The organism is Streptomyces sp. NBC_00249 (assembly GCF_026342355.1).
Classification (GTDB): domain Bacteria; phylum Actinomycetota; class Actinomycetes; order Streptomycetales; family Streptomycetaceae; genus Streptomyces.
Genome location: NZ_JAPEMV010000012.1, coordinates 58383 through 75567, shown reverse-complemented (window position 1 = coordinate 75567; position 17185 = coordinate 58383). Strand labels below are relative to the sequence as shown.

General features: G+C 72.4%; 17 protein-coding genes. 9 read left to right on the top strand and 8 right to left on the bottom strand.

All coding sequences use genetic code 11. The annotated features are described in order from the left end of the window. Positions 1 to 2 precede the first annotated feature (2 nt). A complete protein-coding gene (locus tag OOK31_RS37485) occupies positions 3 to 668 on the bottom strand; it encodes an O-methyltransferase (RefSeq protein ID WP_267091921.1) in 666 nt (221 codons plus the stop codon). Positions 669 to 867: 199 nt separating this feature from the next. Here OOK31_RS37485 and OOK31_RS37480 point away from each other — a divergent pair, with 199 nt between their 5' ends. From OOK31_RS37480 to OOK31_RS37455, 6 genes are all read left to right on the top strand, one after another. Further along, positions 868 to 2316 carry a nucleotide disphospho-sugar-binding domain-containing protein gene (locus OOK31_RS37480; protein WP_267091920.1) on the top strand — a complete coding sequence of 483 codons (1449 nt, stop codon included), beginning with the start codon at positions 868 to 870 and terminating at the stop codon, positions 2314 to 2316. A gap of 63 nt (positions 2317 to 2379) precedes the next feature. Further along, complete coding sequence (locus OOK31_RS37475) at positions 2380 to 3561, top strand: acyl-CoA dehydrogenase family protein (RefSeq protein WP_267091919.1); 1182 nt, start codon at positions 2380 to 2382, stop codon at positions 3559 to 3561. Between the two features lie 188 nt (positions 3562 to 3749). After that, positions 3750 to 5336, top strand: coding sequence for an MFS transporter (locus OOK31_RS37470; protein ID WP_267091918.1), 1587 nt, complete (start codon positions 3750 to 3752; stop codon positions 5334 to 5336). A 206-nt stretch (positions 5337 to 5542) separates the two neighbouring features. After that, positions 5543 to 5998: an SgcJ/EcaC family oxidoreductase gene (locus OOK31_RS37465; protein WP_267091917.1), complete on the top strand. Its 456-nt coding sequence runs from the start codon at positions 5543 to 5545 to the stop codon at positions 5996 to 5998. Positions 5999 to 6051: 53 nt separating this feature from the next. Next, the gene (locus OOK31_RS37460) at positions 6052 to 6534 is read left to right on the top strand and encodes an SgcJ/EcaC family oxidoreductase (protein ID WP_267091916.1); all 483 of its coding nucleotides are present in this window, start codon (positions 6052 to 6054) and stop codon (positions 6532 to 6534) included. Positions 6535 to 6610: 76 nt separating this feature from the next. Beyond that, positions 6611 to 7066, top strand: a complete 456-nt coding sequence (locus tag OOK31_RS37455; RefSeq protein ID WP_267091915.1) for an SgcJ/EcaC family oxidoreductase — start codon at positions 6611 to 6613, stop codon at positions 7064 to 7066. A gap of 85 nt (positions 7067 to 7151) precedes the next feature. Here the strand turns inward: OOK31_RS37455 and OOK31_RS37450 are convergent, their stop codons facing one another. The 3 genes from OOK31_RS37450 to OOK31_RS37440 all read right to left on the bottom strand — a co-directional run bounded on the left by OOK31_RS37450 (position 7152) and on the right by OOK31_RS37440 (position 10148). Then, positions 7152 to 7694 (bottom strand): carboxymuconolactone decarboxylase family protein, encoded by a 543-nt coding sequence (locus tag OOK31_RS37450; protein WP_267091914.1) that lies wholly within the window; start codon positions 7692 to 7694, stop codon positions 7152 to 7154. Between the two features lie 9 nt (positions 7695 to 7703). Continuing rightward, positions 7704 to 8690 carry a hypothetical protein gene (locus OOK31_RS37445; protein ID WP_267091913.1) on the bottom strand — a complete coding sequence of 329 codons (987 nt, stop codon included), beginning with the start codon at positions 8688 to 8690 and terminating at the stop codon, positions 7704 to 7706. 117 nt (positions 8691 to 8807) lie between these two features. Then, positions 8808 to 10148, bottom strand: a complete 1341-nt coding sequence (locus OOK31_RS37440) for a cation:proton antiporter (protein ID WP_267091912.1) — start codon at positions 10146 to 10148, stop codon at positions 8808 to 8810. Positions 10149 to 10372: 224 nt separating this feature from the next. On the opposite strand from OOK31_RS37440, the gene OOK31_RS37435 reads away from it, so the two are divergent. From OOK31_RS37435 to OOK31_RS37425, 3 genes are all read left to right on the top strand, one after another. Then, positions 10373 to 11683, top strand: coding sequence for an MFS transporter (locus OOK31_RS37435; RefSeq protein WP_267091911.1), 1311 nt, complete (start codon positions 10373 to 10375; stop codon positions 11681 to 11683). A gap of 46 nt (positions 11684 to 11729) precedes the next feature. Continuing rightward, positions 11730 to 12710 carry a hypothetical protein gene (locus OOK31_RS37430; RefSeq protein WP_267091910.1) on the top strand — a complete coding sequence of 327 codons (981 nt, stop codon included), beginning with the start codon at positions 11730 to 11732 and terminating at the stop codon, positions 12708 to 12710. 95 nt (positions 12711 to 12805) lie between these two features. Then, positions 12806 to 14350, top strand: coding sequence for an MFS transporter (locus OOK31_RS37425; protein ID WP_267091909.1), 1545 nt, complete (start codon positions 12806 to 12808; stop codon positions 14348 to 14350). 64 nt (positions 14351 to 14414) lie between these two features. Here OOK31_RS37425 and OOK31_RS37420 read toward each other — a convergent pair whose 3' ends face one another. The 4 genes from OOK31_RS37420 to OOK31_RS37405 form a co-directional block, all read right to left on the bottom strand. Further along, entirely contained in the window at positions 14415 to 14753 is a 339-nt protein-coding gene (locus OOK31_RS37420; protein WP_267091908.1) for a DoxX family protein, read from the bottom strand. A gap of 82 nt (positions 14754 to 14835) precedes the next feature. Continuing rightward, entirely contained in the window at positions 14836 to 15690 is an 855-nt protein-coding gene (locus OOK31_RS37415) for an alpha/beta fold hydrolase (RefSeq protein ID WP_267091907.1), read from the bottom strand. Further along, positions 15687 to 16274: a TetR/AcrR family transcriptional regulator gene (locus tag OOK31_RS37410; RefSeq protein WP_267091906.1), complete on the bottom strand. Its 588-nt coding sequence runs from the start codon at positions 16272 to 16274 to the stop codon at positions 15687 to 15689. The genes OOK31_RS37415 and OOK31_RS37410 overlap by 4 nt, the downstream gene beginning before the upstream one ends. A 226-nt stretch (positions 16275 to 16500) precedes the next feature. Continuing rightward, positions 16501 to 17145: an NAD(P)H oxidoreductase gene (locus OOK31_RS37405; RefSeq protein WP_267091905.1), complete on the bottom strand. Its 645-nt coding sequence runs from the start codon at positions 17143 to 17145 to the stop codon at positions 16501 to 16503. Positions 17146 to 17185 lie beyond the last annotated feature (40 nt).

Sequence of the window (17185 nt, the reverse complement as noted above, 5' to 3'; positions counted from 1 at the left end):
GGTCAGAGCCTCCGCGCGAGCGTCACACCGTCGGCGAACGGCAGCATCACCGTCTCGAAGCGCGGGTCCACGGCGAGCTTCGCGTTGACCTCGCGTATCGTCTCGGCCGCGTAGCGCCGCAGATCGTCCTCCACGTCCTGCGGCGCGAAGACCGTGCCGTTCAGCAGCACGTTGTCCAGGATCAGCAGCCCGCCGGGGCGCAGCAGCCGCGCCGCCGTCTCCACGTACAGCGGGTACGACAGCTTGTCCGCGTCGACGAACACCAGATCGGCCTCCCCGTCCCGCACGAGCTTGGCCAGCGTCCGGCGCGCCGGGCCCAGCACGAACTGGATCCGGTCGCTGACCCCCGCCGCGTCCCAGTGCTTGCGCGCGATGTGGATCCAGTCCTCGGTCACGTCACAGGTGTAGACCCGCCCGCCCGGCGCGAGACCACGGGCGAAGCACATCGCCGACAGCCCCGTGAACGTACCGATGTCGATGACCGTGGTCGGCGCCATCGTCTTGGCGAGCGTCGTCAGGAAACCCGCCTGCTCCACCGGGGTCAGCATCTCGTACAGGTCGCCGAGCTCCTGGGTGTCGGCGATCACCGACGCCACGACCGGGTCCGGTCGCGTGCACGAGGAGACGATGTAGCTGCTGGCGTGCTCGTCGACCCGAAACGTACTCATGCGGCCTCCCACGGCCTTGGTCCGATGTCCGGCCGTCAGTGTCGGGCGGGCCCCGGGGAGGTCGCATCTCCCTGCGTGCACTGCGTCCGGCGCTCTCCGCACGACCAGAGATGCGGGCGCGGGGCGGACCGTCCGACGATCGAAAAGGTCACCTGCCCGCGCGGAACCCGGTGGGACGCCGCCGCCGATTGGAGAACCCATGCGTGTCCTGTTCACCATCTACCCGAACTCGCGCGCTCACCTCTACCCGGTGGTGCCGCTGGCGTGGGCGTTCCAGAGCGCCGGCCACGAGGTACGCATCGCCACCCACCACAGCTCCGCCGAGATGATCCTCGGCACCGGCCTCACCCCCGTCCCGCTCGGCAACCCGGAGCAGGTCCCCGTCCGGCTGACCGAGGACTGCAGCCAGCCCGAGCACCCCGACGTGGTGCTGAAGTACGCCGACGCGATGGGGCTGAGCCCCGAGGACCGCGAGCACTGGATCGTCTTCTTCCAGTACCTGATGAACCCGATATCGGACTACGTACGGGTGGACCGCACCGAGGCGAGCGACCTCGTCGACTTCGCCAGGACCTGGAAGCCCGACCTCGTCCTGTGGGACCCCACCCACCCGGCCGGCGCCGTCGCGGGCAAGGTGTCGGGCGCCGCCCACGCCCGCCTCCTGATCAGCCAGGACCAGTTCGGCTGGTCCCTCGACCGGCTCGCCGAGAGCGCCGACGCCCTGCGCGCCGCCGGCCTGGACGAGAACCCCCTCGCCACCCTGCTGGCACCGCTCGCCGAGAAGTACGGGCTGGAGGTCGACCGGGAGCTGCTCGTCGGGCAGTGGACCGTCGACCCGATGCTCGAGGACTTCCGCCTGCCGACGACCACGAAGAAGCTGCCCATGCGGCAGGTGCCCTACGTGGACCCGCAGGTGTTCCCCGGCTGGCTCCACGAGCGCCCCGAACAGACCCGCTGCGACTGCTGCGGCCGCCGCGGCGCGCGCCGGGTGGCCCTGTCGCTGGGCGAGTCGGTCCGCCGGTTCATCCCCGGCGACTGGGACCGCGCACCGAAGATCCTCAAGGCCTGCGAGGGCCTCGACGACATCGAGTTCATCGCCACCCTCGACAAGATGCAGCTGGCCGACGTCGACAAGGTCCCCAGCAACGTCCGCACCATCGACTGGGTACCGCTGCCCGCCCTGATGCCCACCTGCTCCACCCTGATCCACCACGGCGGCAACGGCACCTACGCCTCGGCCGTCGCCTTCCAGGTACCGCAGCTCGTCTGCGACATCAAGGGCGAATCGGTGCTGCTGAAGCTGGTCGAGGACTCGCCCGACGAGCTGCGCACCGGCACCTACCGCAACGGCTACGAGGCGGGCGTCCGCGAGGAGGCCGCGTCCGGCACGCACTGGGAACTGCCCGCCAAGAAGATCGAGGCGACCCCCGTGTCGGAATTCGTCATCGCCAAGGGCGTCGGGGACCGCCTCGACCACCGCGCGCAGAGCGTCGACGAGATCCGCGAGCTGATCTGGCGCACCGCCCACAACCCCTCGTACCACCACGCGGCCATCGACCTGCGCAACGAATGGCTCGCCATGCCCAGCCCCAGCGACATCCTCCCGGACCTCGAAAAGCTCGTCGTCCAGAACCGCCGCCGCGTCTGAACCCCTTCCATGACCCCCTCCCCCCACCCGTCCCCGTCGCGAAGCAACACCTCTGGAGGCCCTGTGTCGACCACGGAAAAACCCGGCCGGGAAGAGCTCGTGGCCCGCGCCGCCGCACTGGTGCCGCTGCTGCGGGCCGGCGCCGCCCGCGCCGACGAGAAGCGCAGACTCTCGCCGGAGGTGATCGAGGCCCTCGCCGACGCCGGCGTGTTCCGCCTGCGCGTACCGGCCCGCTATGGCGGCTACGAGGCCGACGCCCGCACGGTCGTCGACGTCACCACCGAACTCGGCCGCGGCGACGGCTCCGCCGCCTGGGTCGCCCAGGTCTACTCCATCCCGGGCTGGATGGTCGGCATGTTCCCGGACGCCGTGCAGGACGAGGTGTTCGCCACCCCGGACGTGCGGGTGTGCGGCACGCTCAGCCCGTCCGCGACGGCCGCACCCGTGCCCGGCGGCATCGTCGTCAACGGCAGGTGGAACTTCATCTCCGGCGCCCACCACGCCCAGTGGCAGGTGACCATCTCGGTGCTCTTCCCCGAGGAGGGCGCCCCGTACCCGGTGATGGCCCTGGTCCCGATGTCCGCCCTGCGCACCGTCGACGACTGGTACGCCAGCGGCCTCAAGGGCAGTGGCAGCATCACCACGATCGCCCAGGACGTGTTCGTCCCGGCCGAGCGCGTCATGCCGCTGCCCGCGGTGCTGGAGGGCCAGACCCTCTCGGCGAGCAGCGCCCTGATCCCGATGTACCGGAGCCCGCTGCTGCCCGTCGCCACCGCCGCGACCGTCGGCACCCTGCTCGGTCTCGCCAAGGGGGCCCGCGAGGTCTTCGCCGAACGCCTGCCCGACCGCAAGATCACCTACACCGGGTACGAGAGCCAGCGCAGCGCGCCGGTCACGCACCTCCAGGTCGCCGAGGTCGCGCAGAAGATCGACCAGGCCGAGTTCCACGCCCTGCGGCTCGCCGCGGTCGTGGACACCAAAGCCGCCGACGCCGCGCCCTGGAAACTGGAGGAACGTGCCCGCGCCCGGGCCGACGTCGGAACGGTCTGTTCCCTCGCCAAGTCGGCCGTGGAGACCCTCGCGGCGGCGAGCGGCGGATCGTCGCTGTACTGGGACGTCCCGATCCAGCGGATCGCGAACGACCTGCGTGCGGCGGCACTGCACGCCCTGATCAACCCCACCACCAACGCGGAGCTCTACGGCCGGGTCCTGTGCGGACTCGAACCTGACACGCCGTACATCTGACGGCGCGCCGAGTTCCGTGATGTCCACCCCAGCCGGCCGTTCACCGCACTCAACGGCAGTCCGCACGTTGGAAGTTGCCGCGTCATGGTGAGCCTGGGACGCTCGCGCAGCGTGCAGGTTGGTTTTCATGGCACGCAGTGGAATCGCACGGACTTCGAATGGCAGGCGCCATTGTTAGGAGAAACAAAATGACCGGCACAGACGTAGCCCCGCCCAGCGCCGACAGGCGGCAGTGGTGGGCTCTGGTTGTGCTCGCGCTGCCCACTTTCATGGCGGCCATGGACATCACAGCCCTCTTCCTCGCGCTCCCGCACATCTCTGCGGATCTCCACACGTCGAGCACACAAGAGCTGTGGATCACAGATATCTACGGGTTCCTCATCGCGGGCTTCCTGGTCACGATGGGCACGCTCGGCGACCGGGTGGGCCGGCGCAAGGTGCTGCTGGTCGGAGCCACCGCCTTCGGCATCCTCTCGGTGGTCGCCGCGTACTCGACGAGCCCGGAGATGCTGATCGTCGTCCGTGCCCTGCTGGGTGTCGCCGGTGCCACGATCATGCCGTCGACGCTCGCGTTCATCATGACGATGTTCCAGAACCCCAAGCAGATGGGCACGGCGATCGGTGTCTGGGCGACCTCGATGCTCGCCGGCATCGCCGTCGGCCCGGCCATCGGCGGCCTGCTGCTCGGGGCCTTCTGGTGGGGTTCGGTGTTCCTCATCGCCGTCCCCGTCATGCTCGCCCTGCTCATCGCCGGCCCGAAGCTGCTGCCCGACATCAAGAACCCGATGGCGGGCAAGCTGGACCCGCTGAGCGTGGTGCTGTCCCTGCTGACGATCCTGCCGGTGATCTACGGCCTCAAGGAGACCGTGAGCCACGGCTGGTCGGCCGTCCCCGTACTCGTGTTCGTGCTCGGCCTGGCCTTCGGCGTCACCTTCACCCTGCGTCAGCGCCGGCTGGAGCACCCGCTGCTGGACCTCAGCCTGTTCGGGATCCGCACGGTCAGCGGCGGTCTGGTCCTCGGCCTGATGTTCGCCATGATCCAGGGCGGCATGGGCCTGCTGACCACGCAGTTCCTGCAGATCGTCGGCGGCTGGTCGGCGCTGGAGACCGCGCTGTGGCTGCTGATCCCCGCCGGTGTCATGGTGATCGGCATCCAGCTGACCACCCCGATCAGCCAGAAGGTACGCCCGGGCGTGGTCCTGATGACCGGTCTCGTCATCGCGTCGGCCGGCATGTTCCTGCTGACCCAGGTCGAGGTCGTCGGCGGCACCGCGCTGCTGGTCATCGCCACCACCGTCGTCTACCTCGGCGGAAGCCCGATCGGCGTCCTGGTCAACCAGGTCGTCATGGGCGCCGCGCCGCCGGAGCGGATGGGCTCGGCCGCCTCGCTGCAGTCCACCGGCGGTGAACTGGGCGTCGCCCTGGGCATCGCCACCGTGGGCACCATCGCCACCGGCTTCTACACCAACGCCCTCACCCTGCCCGACAACGTACCCGCCGACGCGGCGAGTGCGGCGCAGGAGAGCATCGCCGGTGCGGCCGCCGTGGCGGGAAACCAGACCCCCGAGGTGGCCCAGGCCGTCCTCACCGCCGCACAGGAGGCGTTCACCACCGCGCTGAACTCGACGGCCGCGATCTGCGGCTTCGCGTTCCTCGCCCTCGCGGTCCTCGCCTACACCACCATCCACCGCGTCGCCGCCCCGACGCCGCCGCCCGCGGCGCCGCCGGCCGGTGAAGCGGGCAAGACGGCCGACGAGGACGCCCTGCACACCTGACCGACGGGCCTCGCGCCCCACGACCGGAACAGGCCGGACCCCGTGACCCCGGGGGTCCGGCCCTTCGCGTACCCGCCCCGCGTACCGGCCCTGACCAGCGCCGACACATGAGCAACCCAGGAGATGTCCGCACACCCGGCGAGGAGCGACCCTCGTCCCGAGGCGTTCCACAGGTCCGCTTGCATCCCGTCGACGTGGAGGTTGCGATGTCTGTTGTGGGTCCCGATCTGGATGCCTATTACGGGTCGTTCACGAGTGAGCGTGAGAAGGAGGTCCTGCAGGTTCCGCTCCGTCTGGTGTCGGCGTGGTCGCGGAACGACGCGGACGGGGTGGCGGACCAGTTCACGGAGGACGGGATCCTGATCCTTCCGGGTGACGTGTTCAAGCGGGGGCGTGAGGAGGTCCGTTCGTTCATGGCGGCCGCGTACGCGGGTCCGTTCAAGGGGACGGGCGTGACGGGTACGCCGGTGGACGTGCGGCTGGTGGGTGACGAGGTCGCCCTGGTGCGTACGCACGGCGGGATCCTGCCGCCGGGGGAGTCGGAGATCGCTCCGGAGCTGGCGGTGCGGTCGACGTGGCTGCTGGTCAAGCGGGACGGCGACTGGAAGCTCGCGGGCTACCAGAACAGCCCCCGGGGCGCGGGCGCCACCCTGCGCTGGTAACCACCCCGAACGGACCCCATCCCACCCCACCCCTACACACAGGGAGAACACCCATGTCCTCTGCAGTCTCCAGCTGGGGCGATGCCTCCCAGCTGCTGGCCGCCGCCGGCGTCGAGGAAGACCCGTCGTACTACCGCGAGTTCACGGGCGAGGACGAGAAGGCCGTCCTCTCCGTGGCCGTGCGGATACAGGCCGCCTGGGCGGCCAACGACGCGGACACCTTCGCCGGCCTGTTCGCGGAGAACGGCAGCCTGCTCATGCAGGACGAACAGCTGACCAGCCGCGAGCAGATCCGCGCCTTCATGGCCGCGGGCTTCGCCGGCCCGCTCAAGGGCGCCCGCGTCAGCGGCGGCCCGCTCCTGCTGACCTTCCTCAGCGAGGACGCCGCCATGGTGATCACCGAGGGCGGGATCATCCGCGCCGGTGAGGCCGGCATCGCCCCCGAGGGCGAGATCCGCGCCATGTGGGTGATCGTCAAGGGCGCCGACGGCGCACCCCAGCTCCTCTCCCACCAGAGCAGCCCGGTCAAGGGCTGACCCGGACCGGAATCCCGTCGATGTGGAGGTTGTGATGTCTGTTGTGGGTCACGGAGGACGGGGTTCGGACACGCCCGTGTCCTCCAAGGCGGCAGCGCTGGTCAGCCAGGCCAAGCAGTGGGCCGGCAACTACGGTTCGTACTCCAACGGGGAGGAGGGCGCGGCCTACACCGCGCCCCTGCGCGTCCGGGCCGCCTGGGAGTCCCAGGACGCCGACGCGGTCGCCGACATGTTCACCGAGAACGGCAGCCTGCTCGTCGGCGACGAACAGCTCACGAGCCGCGAGCAGATCAGGGAATTCCTGCGGAAGGCCTTCCGCGAGGAGCAGCGCGGCACCCGGATCCCCGAGGAGCCCGTGGAGGTCAGGCTGCTCGCCCCGAAGGTCGCCCTCGCGATCACACACGGCGGACGGGTCGCCGAGGGCGCCGGGACCTGGACGCCCGAGGACGAGTACCGGGCGATGTGGGTGCTCGTGAAGCAGGACGGCGACTGGCGCGTCAGTTCCCGCCAGACCAGCCCGGTCAAGGGCTGAGGCCGATCCGGCGCGGCGGGCACGGACGAAGGGCCGGCGGGGACCGAATGGTCCCCGCCGGCCCTTCCCCTTTCCCCTGCCCCGCTCAGTCGCGGTCCGCGAGGTAGCCCTTCGCCGCCAGGAACGCGCCGATCCCGTCGTACACCGCCGGGTCCTCGGGCGTGATCGCCGCCAGCCCGTCCACGTACCGGTTGAACATGCAGAACGCCGCCGCGATCAGCACCGTGTCGTGGATCGCCTCGTCGTCCGCGCCGGCCGCGCGGGCCGCCGCGACGTCCTCCTCACCGACGGTCCGGGCATCGCCCCGCACCTTCCCGGCCAGCGCCAGCAGCGCCCGCATCCGGGCCCCGACCGGCGCGCTCGCCGGGTCCCGCTTCACGGCCTCGACCACCTCGTAGTCACCGCCCAGGGCGTGCGCCGCGGCCGCCGAGTGGGAGCCCGTGCAGTACCGGGTGCCGTTGCGGAAGGAGACGTAGGCGGCGATCAGCTCCCGCTCGCCCACGGTGAGCGGCGAGGGACCGCGCAGCAGCTGTTCGGCGAGCTCGCTCAGCTTTCGGCCCGAGGCGGGCTTCGTGTCCATCAGACCCCGGATCCCGTCCACCGGGGCGCGCAGTGCGATGTGCGGCATGAGAACCTCCTAGTTCTTGAACCACGGCGTGGTCGTCGCGTCCGTCGAGAACTGCGCGAGCATCAGGTCGGCGACCTTCTGCTCCCCGGCCGGCCCCGGGTGCACCCCGTCGCCCTCCAGGTCGGAGCACTTCCATTCCAGTCCGTCCGAGCGGCCCGGAGTGCCGCCCGCCACCCCGTCCGGGCCCAGCCCGTCCGCCCAGAGGTACGGCCCCCAGGACAGCCACGGAGCGACTCCGCCGGCCCCGTACGACAGGGTGGGATCGCCGTTGATCTGGTCCTGGATCAGCTTCTTCACGGCGAAGCCCTGCTGGTAGGCGCCCGCGCTGCGGGCCGGGTCGTACGTGTAGATCCGGCTGGCGACGTAGCCCAGCGAGAGGTTCCCGTACTTCGTGCGCGCGTTACGGACGATGTTCGCCAGAGCGTTGCGCAGGTTCTGCGACCCGGCCGGGAAGGCCCCCAGGCTGTCCCCGACGAACTGTTCCTTCAGCCACACCGCCTGCACCTGCGCCGGGGTCACCCCGGCGGCCGACAGCCGGCCGGCCAGCACCGACCAGGTGGTGTTCGAGGGGTCCGCCCAGGCGGAGGCGTCCTTGCCGCCCTGCGCGCCGTCCACCAGCACCAGCTTCGAGCTGAGCCCGGAGTACTGTCCGGCCGTCTGCACGAACTTCTGGAACTCCTGCGTGGTGTTGGACATCCCGATCGAGATGAGCACCACCTTGCCGTTCACCAGGTCCACCTGTCCGGCGGCGTTGCGCGGCAGGACCTGGTTCTGCGCGAGGTTCACCCCGGCCGTGTGGTGCGCCGAGGGCCGGGTGTTCGTCCCTCCCGGGTACAGGCCGCCCTGGGCGCCCTGGTACGTTCCGGTCCCCAGGTCGGTCAACGGCACCAGCCCCGTCGACGTGTGGGCGCAGTTCGCAGCGGCCCCGGCCGTCTGCGGGACGAGCGCCAAGGCGCCGCCCATCAGTGCCGCCACCGCGACACGCGTGATTCGCATGAGTCCTCCCAGGCGCTGCAAGGTCACCGACACCGCAGATCCTGGGCGCCGCCCCCCGCGCCCCGCACCTTCCGGATTGCCCCACTCCTCAGAGCCCGGCGGCGGCCCGGCGGAAGCTCACTTCTCCACGGCCCGCGCCGGCGCCCAGATCCCCCGGTCCACGGCGAGCCGGTGCTCGTCCTCGGCGGTCGTCTCGACCCGCGCCATCGTCCAGCGCAGCAGCGGCGGCGCCATCAGCGAGGTGACGACGGCGACCAGGACGACCATCGTGTACGAGGCCGAGGTGAGCACCCCCATCCGCAGCCCGGCGGTGGCGATCACCACCTCGATCACCCCCCGGGCATTGAGCGCGGCCCCCAGAGCGAGCCCCTCCCACCGGGTCATCCGGCTGGCCACCGCCCCCAGGAAGGCCCCCGCGAACTTGCCCAGGACGGCGACCGCCAGCACCAGCAGGGCCAGCGGCGCCAGCCGCGCGTCGGCCAGCGCCGTCAGATCGATCCGCAGCCCCGCGGTCGCGAAGAACAACGGCGCCAGCACACCGGTCAGCATCCGGCGCAACGGATCGAGGGCCGACAGGCCCTGCCCTCCCTCCGAGGCGACCGAGCGGATCGCGAGCCCGCAGGCGAACGCGCCGACGATCGCCTCCAGCCCCAGCGCCTGACTGCCCGCCGCCGAGAACAGGATCAGCACCACCAACGACGTCAGCACCGCCCCCGACCCACGGGCCCGGCGCAGCACCCGGCGGGCCACCGGCCGTACCACCCACACCGCGGCGGTGCCCGCCGCGACGAGCGAGAGCACCGACCGCACCACGTCACCCGTGTGCAGCCCCGACGCGGCCATCGCGGACAGCAGCGAGAGCATCACCCACCCGCAGATGTCGTCGAAGACGGCCGACGCCATCGTCAGCTGACCCACCCGACGGTGCATCAGGTTCATGTCGGTGAGGGTCTTGGCGATCACCGGAATGGCACTCACACACATCGCGACGCCCATGAACAGGGCGAACACCACCGGATCGGTACCCGGCCCGGCCAGGCCGGCCGGCAGCAGCAGCCCCAGCCCCACCCCGCCGGCCAGCGGCACCACCAGCCCGCCCAGACTCACCCGCAGCGCTGTCCCGCTCTGGCGGCGGACCAGCCCCAGGTCGACCTGCGTCCCCGCCAGCGCCACCAGGAACAGCACGCCCAGCAGCCCCACGGCGTCCAGCAGGTGCAACTGGTCGGCGTCCCGGGGGAAGAGCCGGTCCGACAGCGCGGGCGCGAGCGAGCCCAGCACCGACGGACCGAGCAGCACCCCGGCGGTCAGCTCCCCGACCAGCGCCGGCATCCGCCACCGGACGGCCAGGGTCCCGAGCGCCGAGGCCAGCGCCAGCAGCGCCCCCGCCTGGAGCAGGAACAGCAGCACCGCGTGCGAAGAGAGCGGCGCCACCGCCGCCGCGGACATGAAAACCGTCAACTCGATCGGCCTCCCGAGTCATTCAGCCGGCCCCCGGCCGCAATTCTCGGCGCCGCCCGGCCCCGGGGCTTCTCCTGACATGCGGACCACGCCCGGCCCGGCCCGAGGGGCAGCAGCCGCAGCGGGTGCCCTCCGGCGCGGCACGTAGGGAGTTGGCCGTCCTCCCGCCCCTCGCGACGATGTTCCCCGCCCGTCACCGAGACCGGAACCGACCGGGAGAGCCCATGAGTTCGCCGTCCACCGCGCCGTCCCGACGCCGGGCGGTCACCGCCACGGTCGTCGGCAACTTCGTGGAGTCCTTCGACTGGCTCGCGTACGCCCTCTTCGCCCCGCTCTTCGCGCCCGCGTTCTTCCCCTCCACCGATCCGCTCACCTCCCTCCTCGGCGCCTTCGCCGTGCTCGGCATCGGCGTCCTCGCCCGGCCCGTCGGAGGCGTCCTGCTGGCCCGCTTCGCGGACCGGCGCGGCCGCAGACCCGCCCTGATGCTGGCCATCGGCCTGATGACCGGCGGCTCGCTGCTCATCGCCCTCACCCCCGGCCACAGCAGCATCGGCCTGGCCGCCCCGCTCCTGCTGCTCCTCGCCCGGATCGCACAGGGCATCTCCGCCGGCGGCGAATGGCCCACCGCCGCCGCCTACCTGATGGAGCAGGCCCCGCGCGGGCGGGCCTGCCTCTACGGCAGCCTCTTCTCCCTCACCACCGCCTCCGGGGTGCTGCTCGCCTCCCTCCTCGGCGCCGGGCTGACCGGCGGGCTCGGCCCGGAGGCGATGGCCTCGTGGGGCTGGCGCGTACCGTTCCTCGTCGGCGCCGCCCTCGGCCTCGTCCTCATGGTGATGCGCACCCGGATGACGGAGACGGAGGTCTTCCGGCGCGAGGTCCGCAGCCGCCCCACCCGCGGTTCGCTGCGCCGGGTCCTCACCGCCCACCGCCGCCAGGTGCTGGTCTCCGTGCTGTTCGTGGCGGGCACCGCCACCGTCGGCGGCACCTGGACCGCCCTGGTCCCGGCGATGGGGGCGCGGCTGGTCCCGCCCGGGACGATGTTCTGGGTGGTGGTCTGCGGCACCGCCCTCGTGATCGCGGCCAACGTGCCCGTCGGCCTGCTCGCCGACAAGGTCGGACCCCGCAGGTTCCTGGCCGCCGCCAGCCTGCTCTTCGCCGCCGTCGGCTCGTACGGCTACCTCACCATGAGCGGGAACTTCGCGAGCCTGCTGCTCGCCTACGGCAGCGGCGCCCTCTTCCTGGTCTGCGCCACCACCACGCTGCCCGCGATCCTCTCGGGGATCTTCCCGCCCGAGGTCCGCGTCCTCGGCATCGGCCTCCCGCACGCCCTCACCACAGCGGTCCTCGGCGGTGTGGGCCCCGCCCTCGCCACCTACCTCGACGGGCGCGACGCCTCGGGCTGGTTCATCGCGGGCGCCATGACCGCCGTCCTCCTCTCGCTTCCGGCCGCCGCCCTGTCCGCCGCCGCTCCCGACGGCTCCGGCGCGGCCCCCGACCAGGCGTCCGCCCCGCTCGCGCACGCCACCGGCGCCTGACCGGCGCACGCGCACGTCCCCCGAACCCGTCCCCCGAGGAGGAACCATGACCGAGGTTGCGTCCCGTCCCGCCGCAACACCCCGCCCACTGCGTCCGACCCGAACCCCCTCCTTCTTCTTCAACGGCCACGTCCCGCGCCGCCGGGGCCTCGTCCTCCTGCTCGGCGCGCTCATCGGCTTCGCCCTGACCGTCGTCTGGTCGGCGGAGTTCGTCGACCAGACCATCGGCGGCAACGTCTCCGAGGCCCTCCTCGGCCACCCCGCCAAGGACGCCCCGCTCACCGGCGCCCTCGCCGGCATCGCCTTCGCCCTCGCCACCGGCGTCGCGGGCTCCTTCACCGCCTGCAACATCGCCGTCTTCAGCGCCGTCGCCCCCCTCGCCGGGCAGGTCGCCACCCGTCGCGGCCGGCTCGCCGCGGCCCTGCGCCCCCTCGGGCAGCTCGCGGCCGGAGCGCTCCTGGTCTCCGCCGCCTACGGGGTCCTCGTCGCCGTCGTCGGCACCGGCATGCCCCAGTTCCAGACGGCCTCCCAGGGCGGAGGCTTCTCGCCCCGCATGATCCAGGCCATGGTGGTCTACGGGATCATGGGCCTGGCCATGACCTACCTGGGCCTGGCCGCCGCCGGCCTGGTCCGCGACCCGCTGGCCCGCCTGACCGCCCGCTTCCCCGGCGCCCCCATGTTCGTCATGGGCGTGATGACCGGCTCCCTGCTCCTCGGCCGCCCCTTCGGACTGTTCCGCCAGCTCTTCCGCGACGCCGCCGCCAGCCACAACGTGTTCTACGGCGCCGCCGCCTTCGGCCTCCAGGCCCTCGGCAACATCGTGATCGTCGGGCTGCTCTTCCTGCTCGTCACCGGGCTCTTCGGCGACCGCCTCCACCGCTGGCTCACCGCCCGCCCCAGCCGCCTGTCCGCCGTCATGGCCGTGGCCTTCGTCGCCGCCGGCATCTTCATGATCCTCTACTGGGACGTGCGCATCCTCGCCCGCCGCGACCTCATCTGGTACCCGATGGCCCCCTGGGCCCACTGACCCCCGGCCCGCGGATCAGGTGGTGTTCCGGGACCGGAACACCACCGCAACACCGTCCGAGCCGGACCCGAGACGCCGCCCAGCACAGTGCTCACATGACTTCGACGACCTCCGCCCCCGACACCTCCGAAGCGCTCCCCACCCGGGCCGGCCCGCGCCAGTGGCTGGGCCTCGCCGTGCTCCTCCTGCCCGTCACCCTGATGACCGCCGACCTGGGCGTGCTCTGGCTGGCCACCCCGTACCTGACGGCCGACCTGCACCCCTCCAGCAGCGAGCTGCTCTGGACCACCGACATGTACGGGTTCATGACGGCCGGCTTCCTGGTGATCATGGGCACGCTGGGGGACCGGATCGGCCGCCGCAAGCTGCTGCTCGCCGGTTCGGCCGGAGTCATCGTCGCGTCGCTGCTCGCCGCGTACGCCGCCAACCCGACCATGCTGATCGTCGCCCGGGCCCTGCTCGGAGTGGCCGGGGCCGCGGTGCTCCCGTCGACGCTCGCGCTGATCAGCCACATGTTCGAGGACGCCCGCCAGCGGGCCACGGCCATCGCCATGTGGGTGACGGCCCTCTCCGTCGGCATCGCCGTCGGACCCGTCATCGGCGGTGTCCTGCTGAACAGCTTCTGGTGGGGTTCGGTCTTCCTGCTCGGCGTCCCGGTCATGATCCCCGTGGTCCTCCTCGCACCGCTGCTGCTGCCCGAGTACCGCGACCCGTCGGCCGGCCGGATCGACCTGCCCAGCGCCGGACTGTTCCTGCTGGCGATCCTCCCGGTGGTCTACGGCATCAAGAAGCTCGCCGAGTTCGGACCGGAGGGCTCCTACCTGGCGGCCATCGCGGTCGGCGCCGCCTTCGCCTTCCTCTTCGTCCGCCGCCAGAACCGGCTCGCCACCCCGCTCCTGGACCTGCGGCTCTTCTCCAGCCGCGCCTTCACCGGCGCCCTGCTGGCCCTGCTCCTCGGCATGATGGCCCTGAACGGCATCGAGTACCTGGTCCCGCAGTACCTGCTCGCCCTCGGCGGCCTCACCCCCCTCGCGGCCGGCCTGTGGCTGCTGCCCGGAGCGGCGGGCCTGGTCCTCGGCTCCCAGCTCACCCCGGTCCTCGCCCGGCGCCTGCGCCCCGCCTACGTGATCCTCGCGGGCCTGGTCTTCACCCTGCTCGGCTTCTGGCTGGCGACGGTCGACGGGGTCGTCGCGGTCTCCCTGGGCCTCGCGCTCGTCATGTTCGGCATCGCCCCGATCAGCGTCCTGGGCACCGCCCTCGCGGTGGGCTCCGCCCCGGCGGAGAAGGCGGGCTCGGCGGCGGCGACCGGCCAGACGGCGTACGACCTCGGGCTGGCCCTGGGCATCGCCGGTACCGGCAGCGTCGCGGTGGCGGTCTACCGGGACGACGTGGCCGCCGCGGCTCCGGCGGGCATCCCCGCCGAGGCCCTGGCCGCGGCCCGCGACACGATCGGCGGCGCGGCCGACGCGGCGGCCCAGCTGCCCGGCACCCTCGGCGCCGACCTCCTCACCGCGGCCCGGGAGGCCTTCGCCTCCGGATTCCACACGGCTTCCCTGGTCAGCGCGGGCCTGGCGGTCCTGACGGCCGTCGCGGTGGCGGCGCTCCTGCGGCGCATCCCGCCGATCGGCGGCGGCGAGTAACCGCACCTTTCTCCACCGAGGGGCTGCTCTCCGAGCAGCCCCTCGGGCGTGTCCCGCACCGGCCTCAGACCAGGGCCAGGACGGCGACGGCCGGGGCCGCGTAGATCATCGGGAAGACGACGTGCGCGTAGTCACGGGCGCGCAGCACGGTCACGACGGCCCCGGTGAAGTAGGCGACGAGCCCGACGGCGGCGGCGATCCCGACGGCCGGGACGGCGAACCCGGCGAGCAGCCCCAGCGCCCCGGCGACCTTGGCCGCGCCGAGCCAGTTCCACCAGGACTTCGGGACCCCGTACGCGCCGAGCGGCTCGACGACGAACTTCGCGCGGACGAAGATCGAGACCCCCGAGAACCCGGCCATGAAGGCGGTGACGAGGGTCAGGACGGTGGCGGTGGTGGACATCTGGGGCTCCTCGGATGGTGTTCCTGCGTGCTGGACACCCCTATGACCCGCCGCCCCGGACCGATGTGACAGCCTGCCGGATTTATTTTTCCCCGAGTACCGCCAGCAGCCGCGCGGCGAACTCCGCCGGCCGCTCCGCGCAGCCCACGTGCCCGCCCGGGAACTCCGCGAACGCGGCCCCGGTCAGCTCCGCGAGCCGCCCGGCCGGCCCGTACAGGGGGACCAGCCCGCGCGAGCCCCGGCCCGCGGCCAGGACGAGCCGCTCCCGCGCCTCCCGCAGCGCGGCCACGTCCGGCCGGCTCCCCGTGAAGGGGCACAGGATGTGCTCCAGGAACACCGGCAGGTTCGCGTACATCCGCGGCGCCATCTCCGCGACAGCGGCCGGCACCCCACCCCCGTGCTCCTCCTCCCCCTTCTCCTCCGGCTCGCCCATCCCCTCGCCCATACGGGCCATGGCCGCACCGACGCCCTCCGTCCGCGCCAGCTCGCGCACCTCGGCGAACACCGCCCGGTACGGCGCGGGGTCCTCCAGCACCTCCACCAGCGGCGGTTCGTGCGCCACGACCCGGCGCACCCGCCCGGGGTGACGGGCCAGCAGGTCGAGCGCGGCGACCGCCCCCGCGCTGCACCCGAGGACGTACGCCTCCTCGTGCGGGGAGAGCAGTTCGAGCATCCGGTACGCGTCGTCGCCCCAGTCCGCCACCCGATGGTCGGCGGCCGGCCCGTCGAGCGGGCTGCGGGACTGGCCGCGCGGATCGTAGGAGACCACCGTGTACCCGGCGGCGGCGAGGTCCCCCGCCACCCCCGCGTACAGCCCGGCGTCCGCGCCGCCGCCGGGTATCAGCAGCAGCACCGGACCGCTGCCGCGCCGCTCGTAGTACAGGGTGGCGCCGGGCACCTTCAGCGTGCCGCACTCGTACGGGTCAGGGGTGTTCACCGCTCGCTCTCCTCATCAGGGGACGGCCAGTTCTCCAGAGCCACGTGCAGGGCGTCGAGCCCCCGGGACCAGGACGCGCCGACCTCGCGGGAGTGCCCGAAGCCGCCGCTCAGCTCCAGGTGGACGTAGCCGTGGAAGGTGCTGCGCAGCAGCCGGCCCGCGTCGGTCAGATCCGGCTCCGCCAGCCCGTAGCCGCGCAGCATCCCGTAGGTCAGCTCGACACTGCGCCGCAGCCCGGCCGAGCCCGCCACCTCCTGCGGCTCGAACCGCATCTGCGTGGCCGCGTAACAGCCGGGGCGCTCCAGCGCGTACGCCCGGTAGGCGTCGGCGAAGGCGACCAGCGCGTCCTTGCCGGACCGCCCCGCGACCGCGTCCGCGATCCGGCCGGTCATCTCCTCGGACGCCAGCAGCCCGACCCGGACCCGCAGGTCCCGGAGGTTGCGCACGTGCGAGTACAGGCTCGCGTCCTTGACCCCGAACCGCCGCGCGAGCGCGGACAGCGTCACCTTCTCCAGCCCGCCCTCGTCGGCCATGACGGCGGCCGCCTCGACCAGCCGCCCGGCACTCAACCCCGCACGCACCATGCGGAACCTCCCCGTGAACCCATAGGAACCTAGTAGCTCTAGTCCCAAACCTAGAGTGCCTAGGAAACGGTGTCCACCCAGAATCCGCCGCCCGCACCCGGACACGCGAAAGGTCCGGTAGCCCACCCCCCTCCAGGAGTGCTACCGGACCCGTCTCGTACCGCGCTTCGCGTTTCCCTCTCCGTATCTCTCCCTCGCTTCTCTCCCTCGCCTCTCCCTCCGTCGTTCAGGCCCCCACCGGCACCGCCGCCGGGACGACCCTGCCCTCGCCGACGCCCCCGAAGGACGCCAGCACCTCCTCCGCCGCCGCGAACACCTCCCGCGCCCGCGCCTCGCGGAGCGTCTCGGGGATCCCGGAGAACTCCGTGCCGTACAGGAGCCGCACCGCCGACTCCCCGACCCCGCAGAACTCCGACACCCCCACCCTCAGCTGCAGTTCGAGCGCCTTCCCGAGCCCGGTGCTCTCGTAGTACTCGGCCGCGTGCCCGGCCAGCCCCAGCCACAGCATCCGCTTGCCCGCCAGGCGCGGCTTGCTGCGCCCGTAGGCGAAGCCGTAGTTCCACACCCGCTCGATCCAGCCCTTCACCACGGCCGGCGGCGCGAACCACCACACCGGGAAGACCACCACCAGCTCGTCGGCCTCCTCGATCCGCCGCATGTGCGCGTGCACCTCGGGGGAGTACCGCTTCTCGCGGTCCTGCCAGTCGGGTTCGTCCTGCGGCGTCAGCCGGGGGTCGAAGCCCTCCGCGTACAGGTCCATCAGGTCCACCGAGTTCCCCGCCGCCTCCGCCCGGCGGCGGGCGCGCTCCGCGACCTGCGCGGTCAGGGAGTCGCCTCGGGGATGGGCCACTACGAGCAGGGTCCTGGACACGGGACGGCCTCCAATGCGGGCACGGGCAGCACTCACGGAC

Excerpts from the sequence above, each read along its gene's own strand:
- OOK31_RS37445 (WP_267091913.1), bottom strand. The coding sequence starts at position 8,690 with ATGCGAATCACGCGTGTCGCGGTGGCGGCACTGATGGGCGGCGCCTTG.
- OOK31_RS37430 (WP_267091910.1), top strand. The coding sequence starts at position 11,730 with ATGACCGAGGTTGCGTCCCGTCCCGCCGCAACACCCCGCCCACTGCGT.
- OOK31_RS37460 (WP_267091916.1), top strand. The coding sequence starts at position 6,052 with ATGTCCTCTGCAGTCTCCAGCTGGGGCGATGCCTCCCAGCTGCTGGCC.
- OOK31_RS37485 (WP_267091921.1), bottom strand. The coding sequence starts at position 668 with ATGAGTACGTTTCGGGTCGACGAGCACGCCAGCAGCTACATCGTCTCC.
- OOK31_RS37420 (WP_267091908.1), bottom strand. The coding sequence starts at position 14,753 with ATGTCCACCACCGCCACCGTCCTGACCCTCGTCACCGCCTTCATGGCC.
- OOK31_RS37425 (WP_267091909.1), top strand. The coding sequence starts at position 12,806 with ATGACTTCGACGACCTCCGCCCCCGACACCTCCGAAGCGCTCCCCACC.
- OOK31_RS37435 (WP_267091911.1), top strand. The coding sequence starts at position 10,373 with ATGAGTTCGCCGTCCACCGCGCCGTCCCGACGCCGGGCGGTCACCGCC.
- OOK31_RS37480 (WP_267091920.1), top strand. The coding sequence starts at position 868 with ATGCGTGTCCTGTTCACCATCTACCCGAACTCGCGCGCTCACCTCTAC.
- OOK31_RS37470 (WP_267091918.1), top strand. The coding sequence starts at position 3,750 with ATGACCGGCACAGACGTAGCCCCGCCCAGCGCCGACAGGCGGCAGTGG.
- OOK31_RS37465 (WP_267091917.1), top strand. The coding sequence starts at position 5,543 with ATGTCTGTTGTGGGTCCCGATCTGGATGCCTATTACGGGTCGTTCACG.
- OOK31_RS37450 (WP_267091914.1), bottom strand. The coding sequence starts at position 7,694 with ATGCCGCACATCGCACTGCGCGCCCCGGTGGACGGGATCCGGGGTCTG.
- OOK31_RS37410 (WP_267091906.1), bottom strand. The coding sequence starts at position 16,274 with ATGGTGCGTGCGGGGTTGAGTGCCGGGCGGCTGGTCGAGGCGGCCGCC.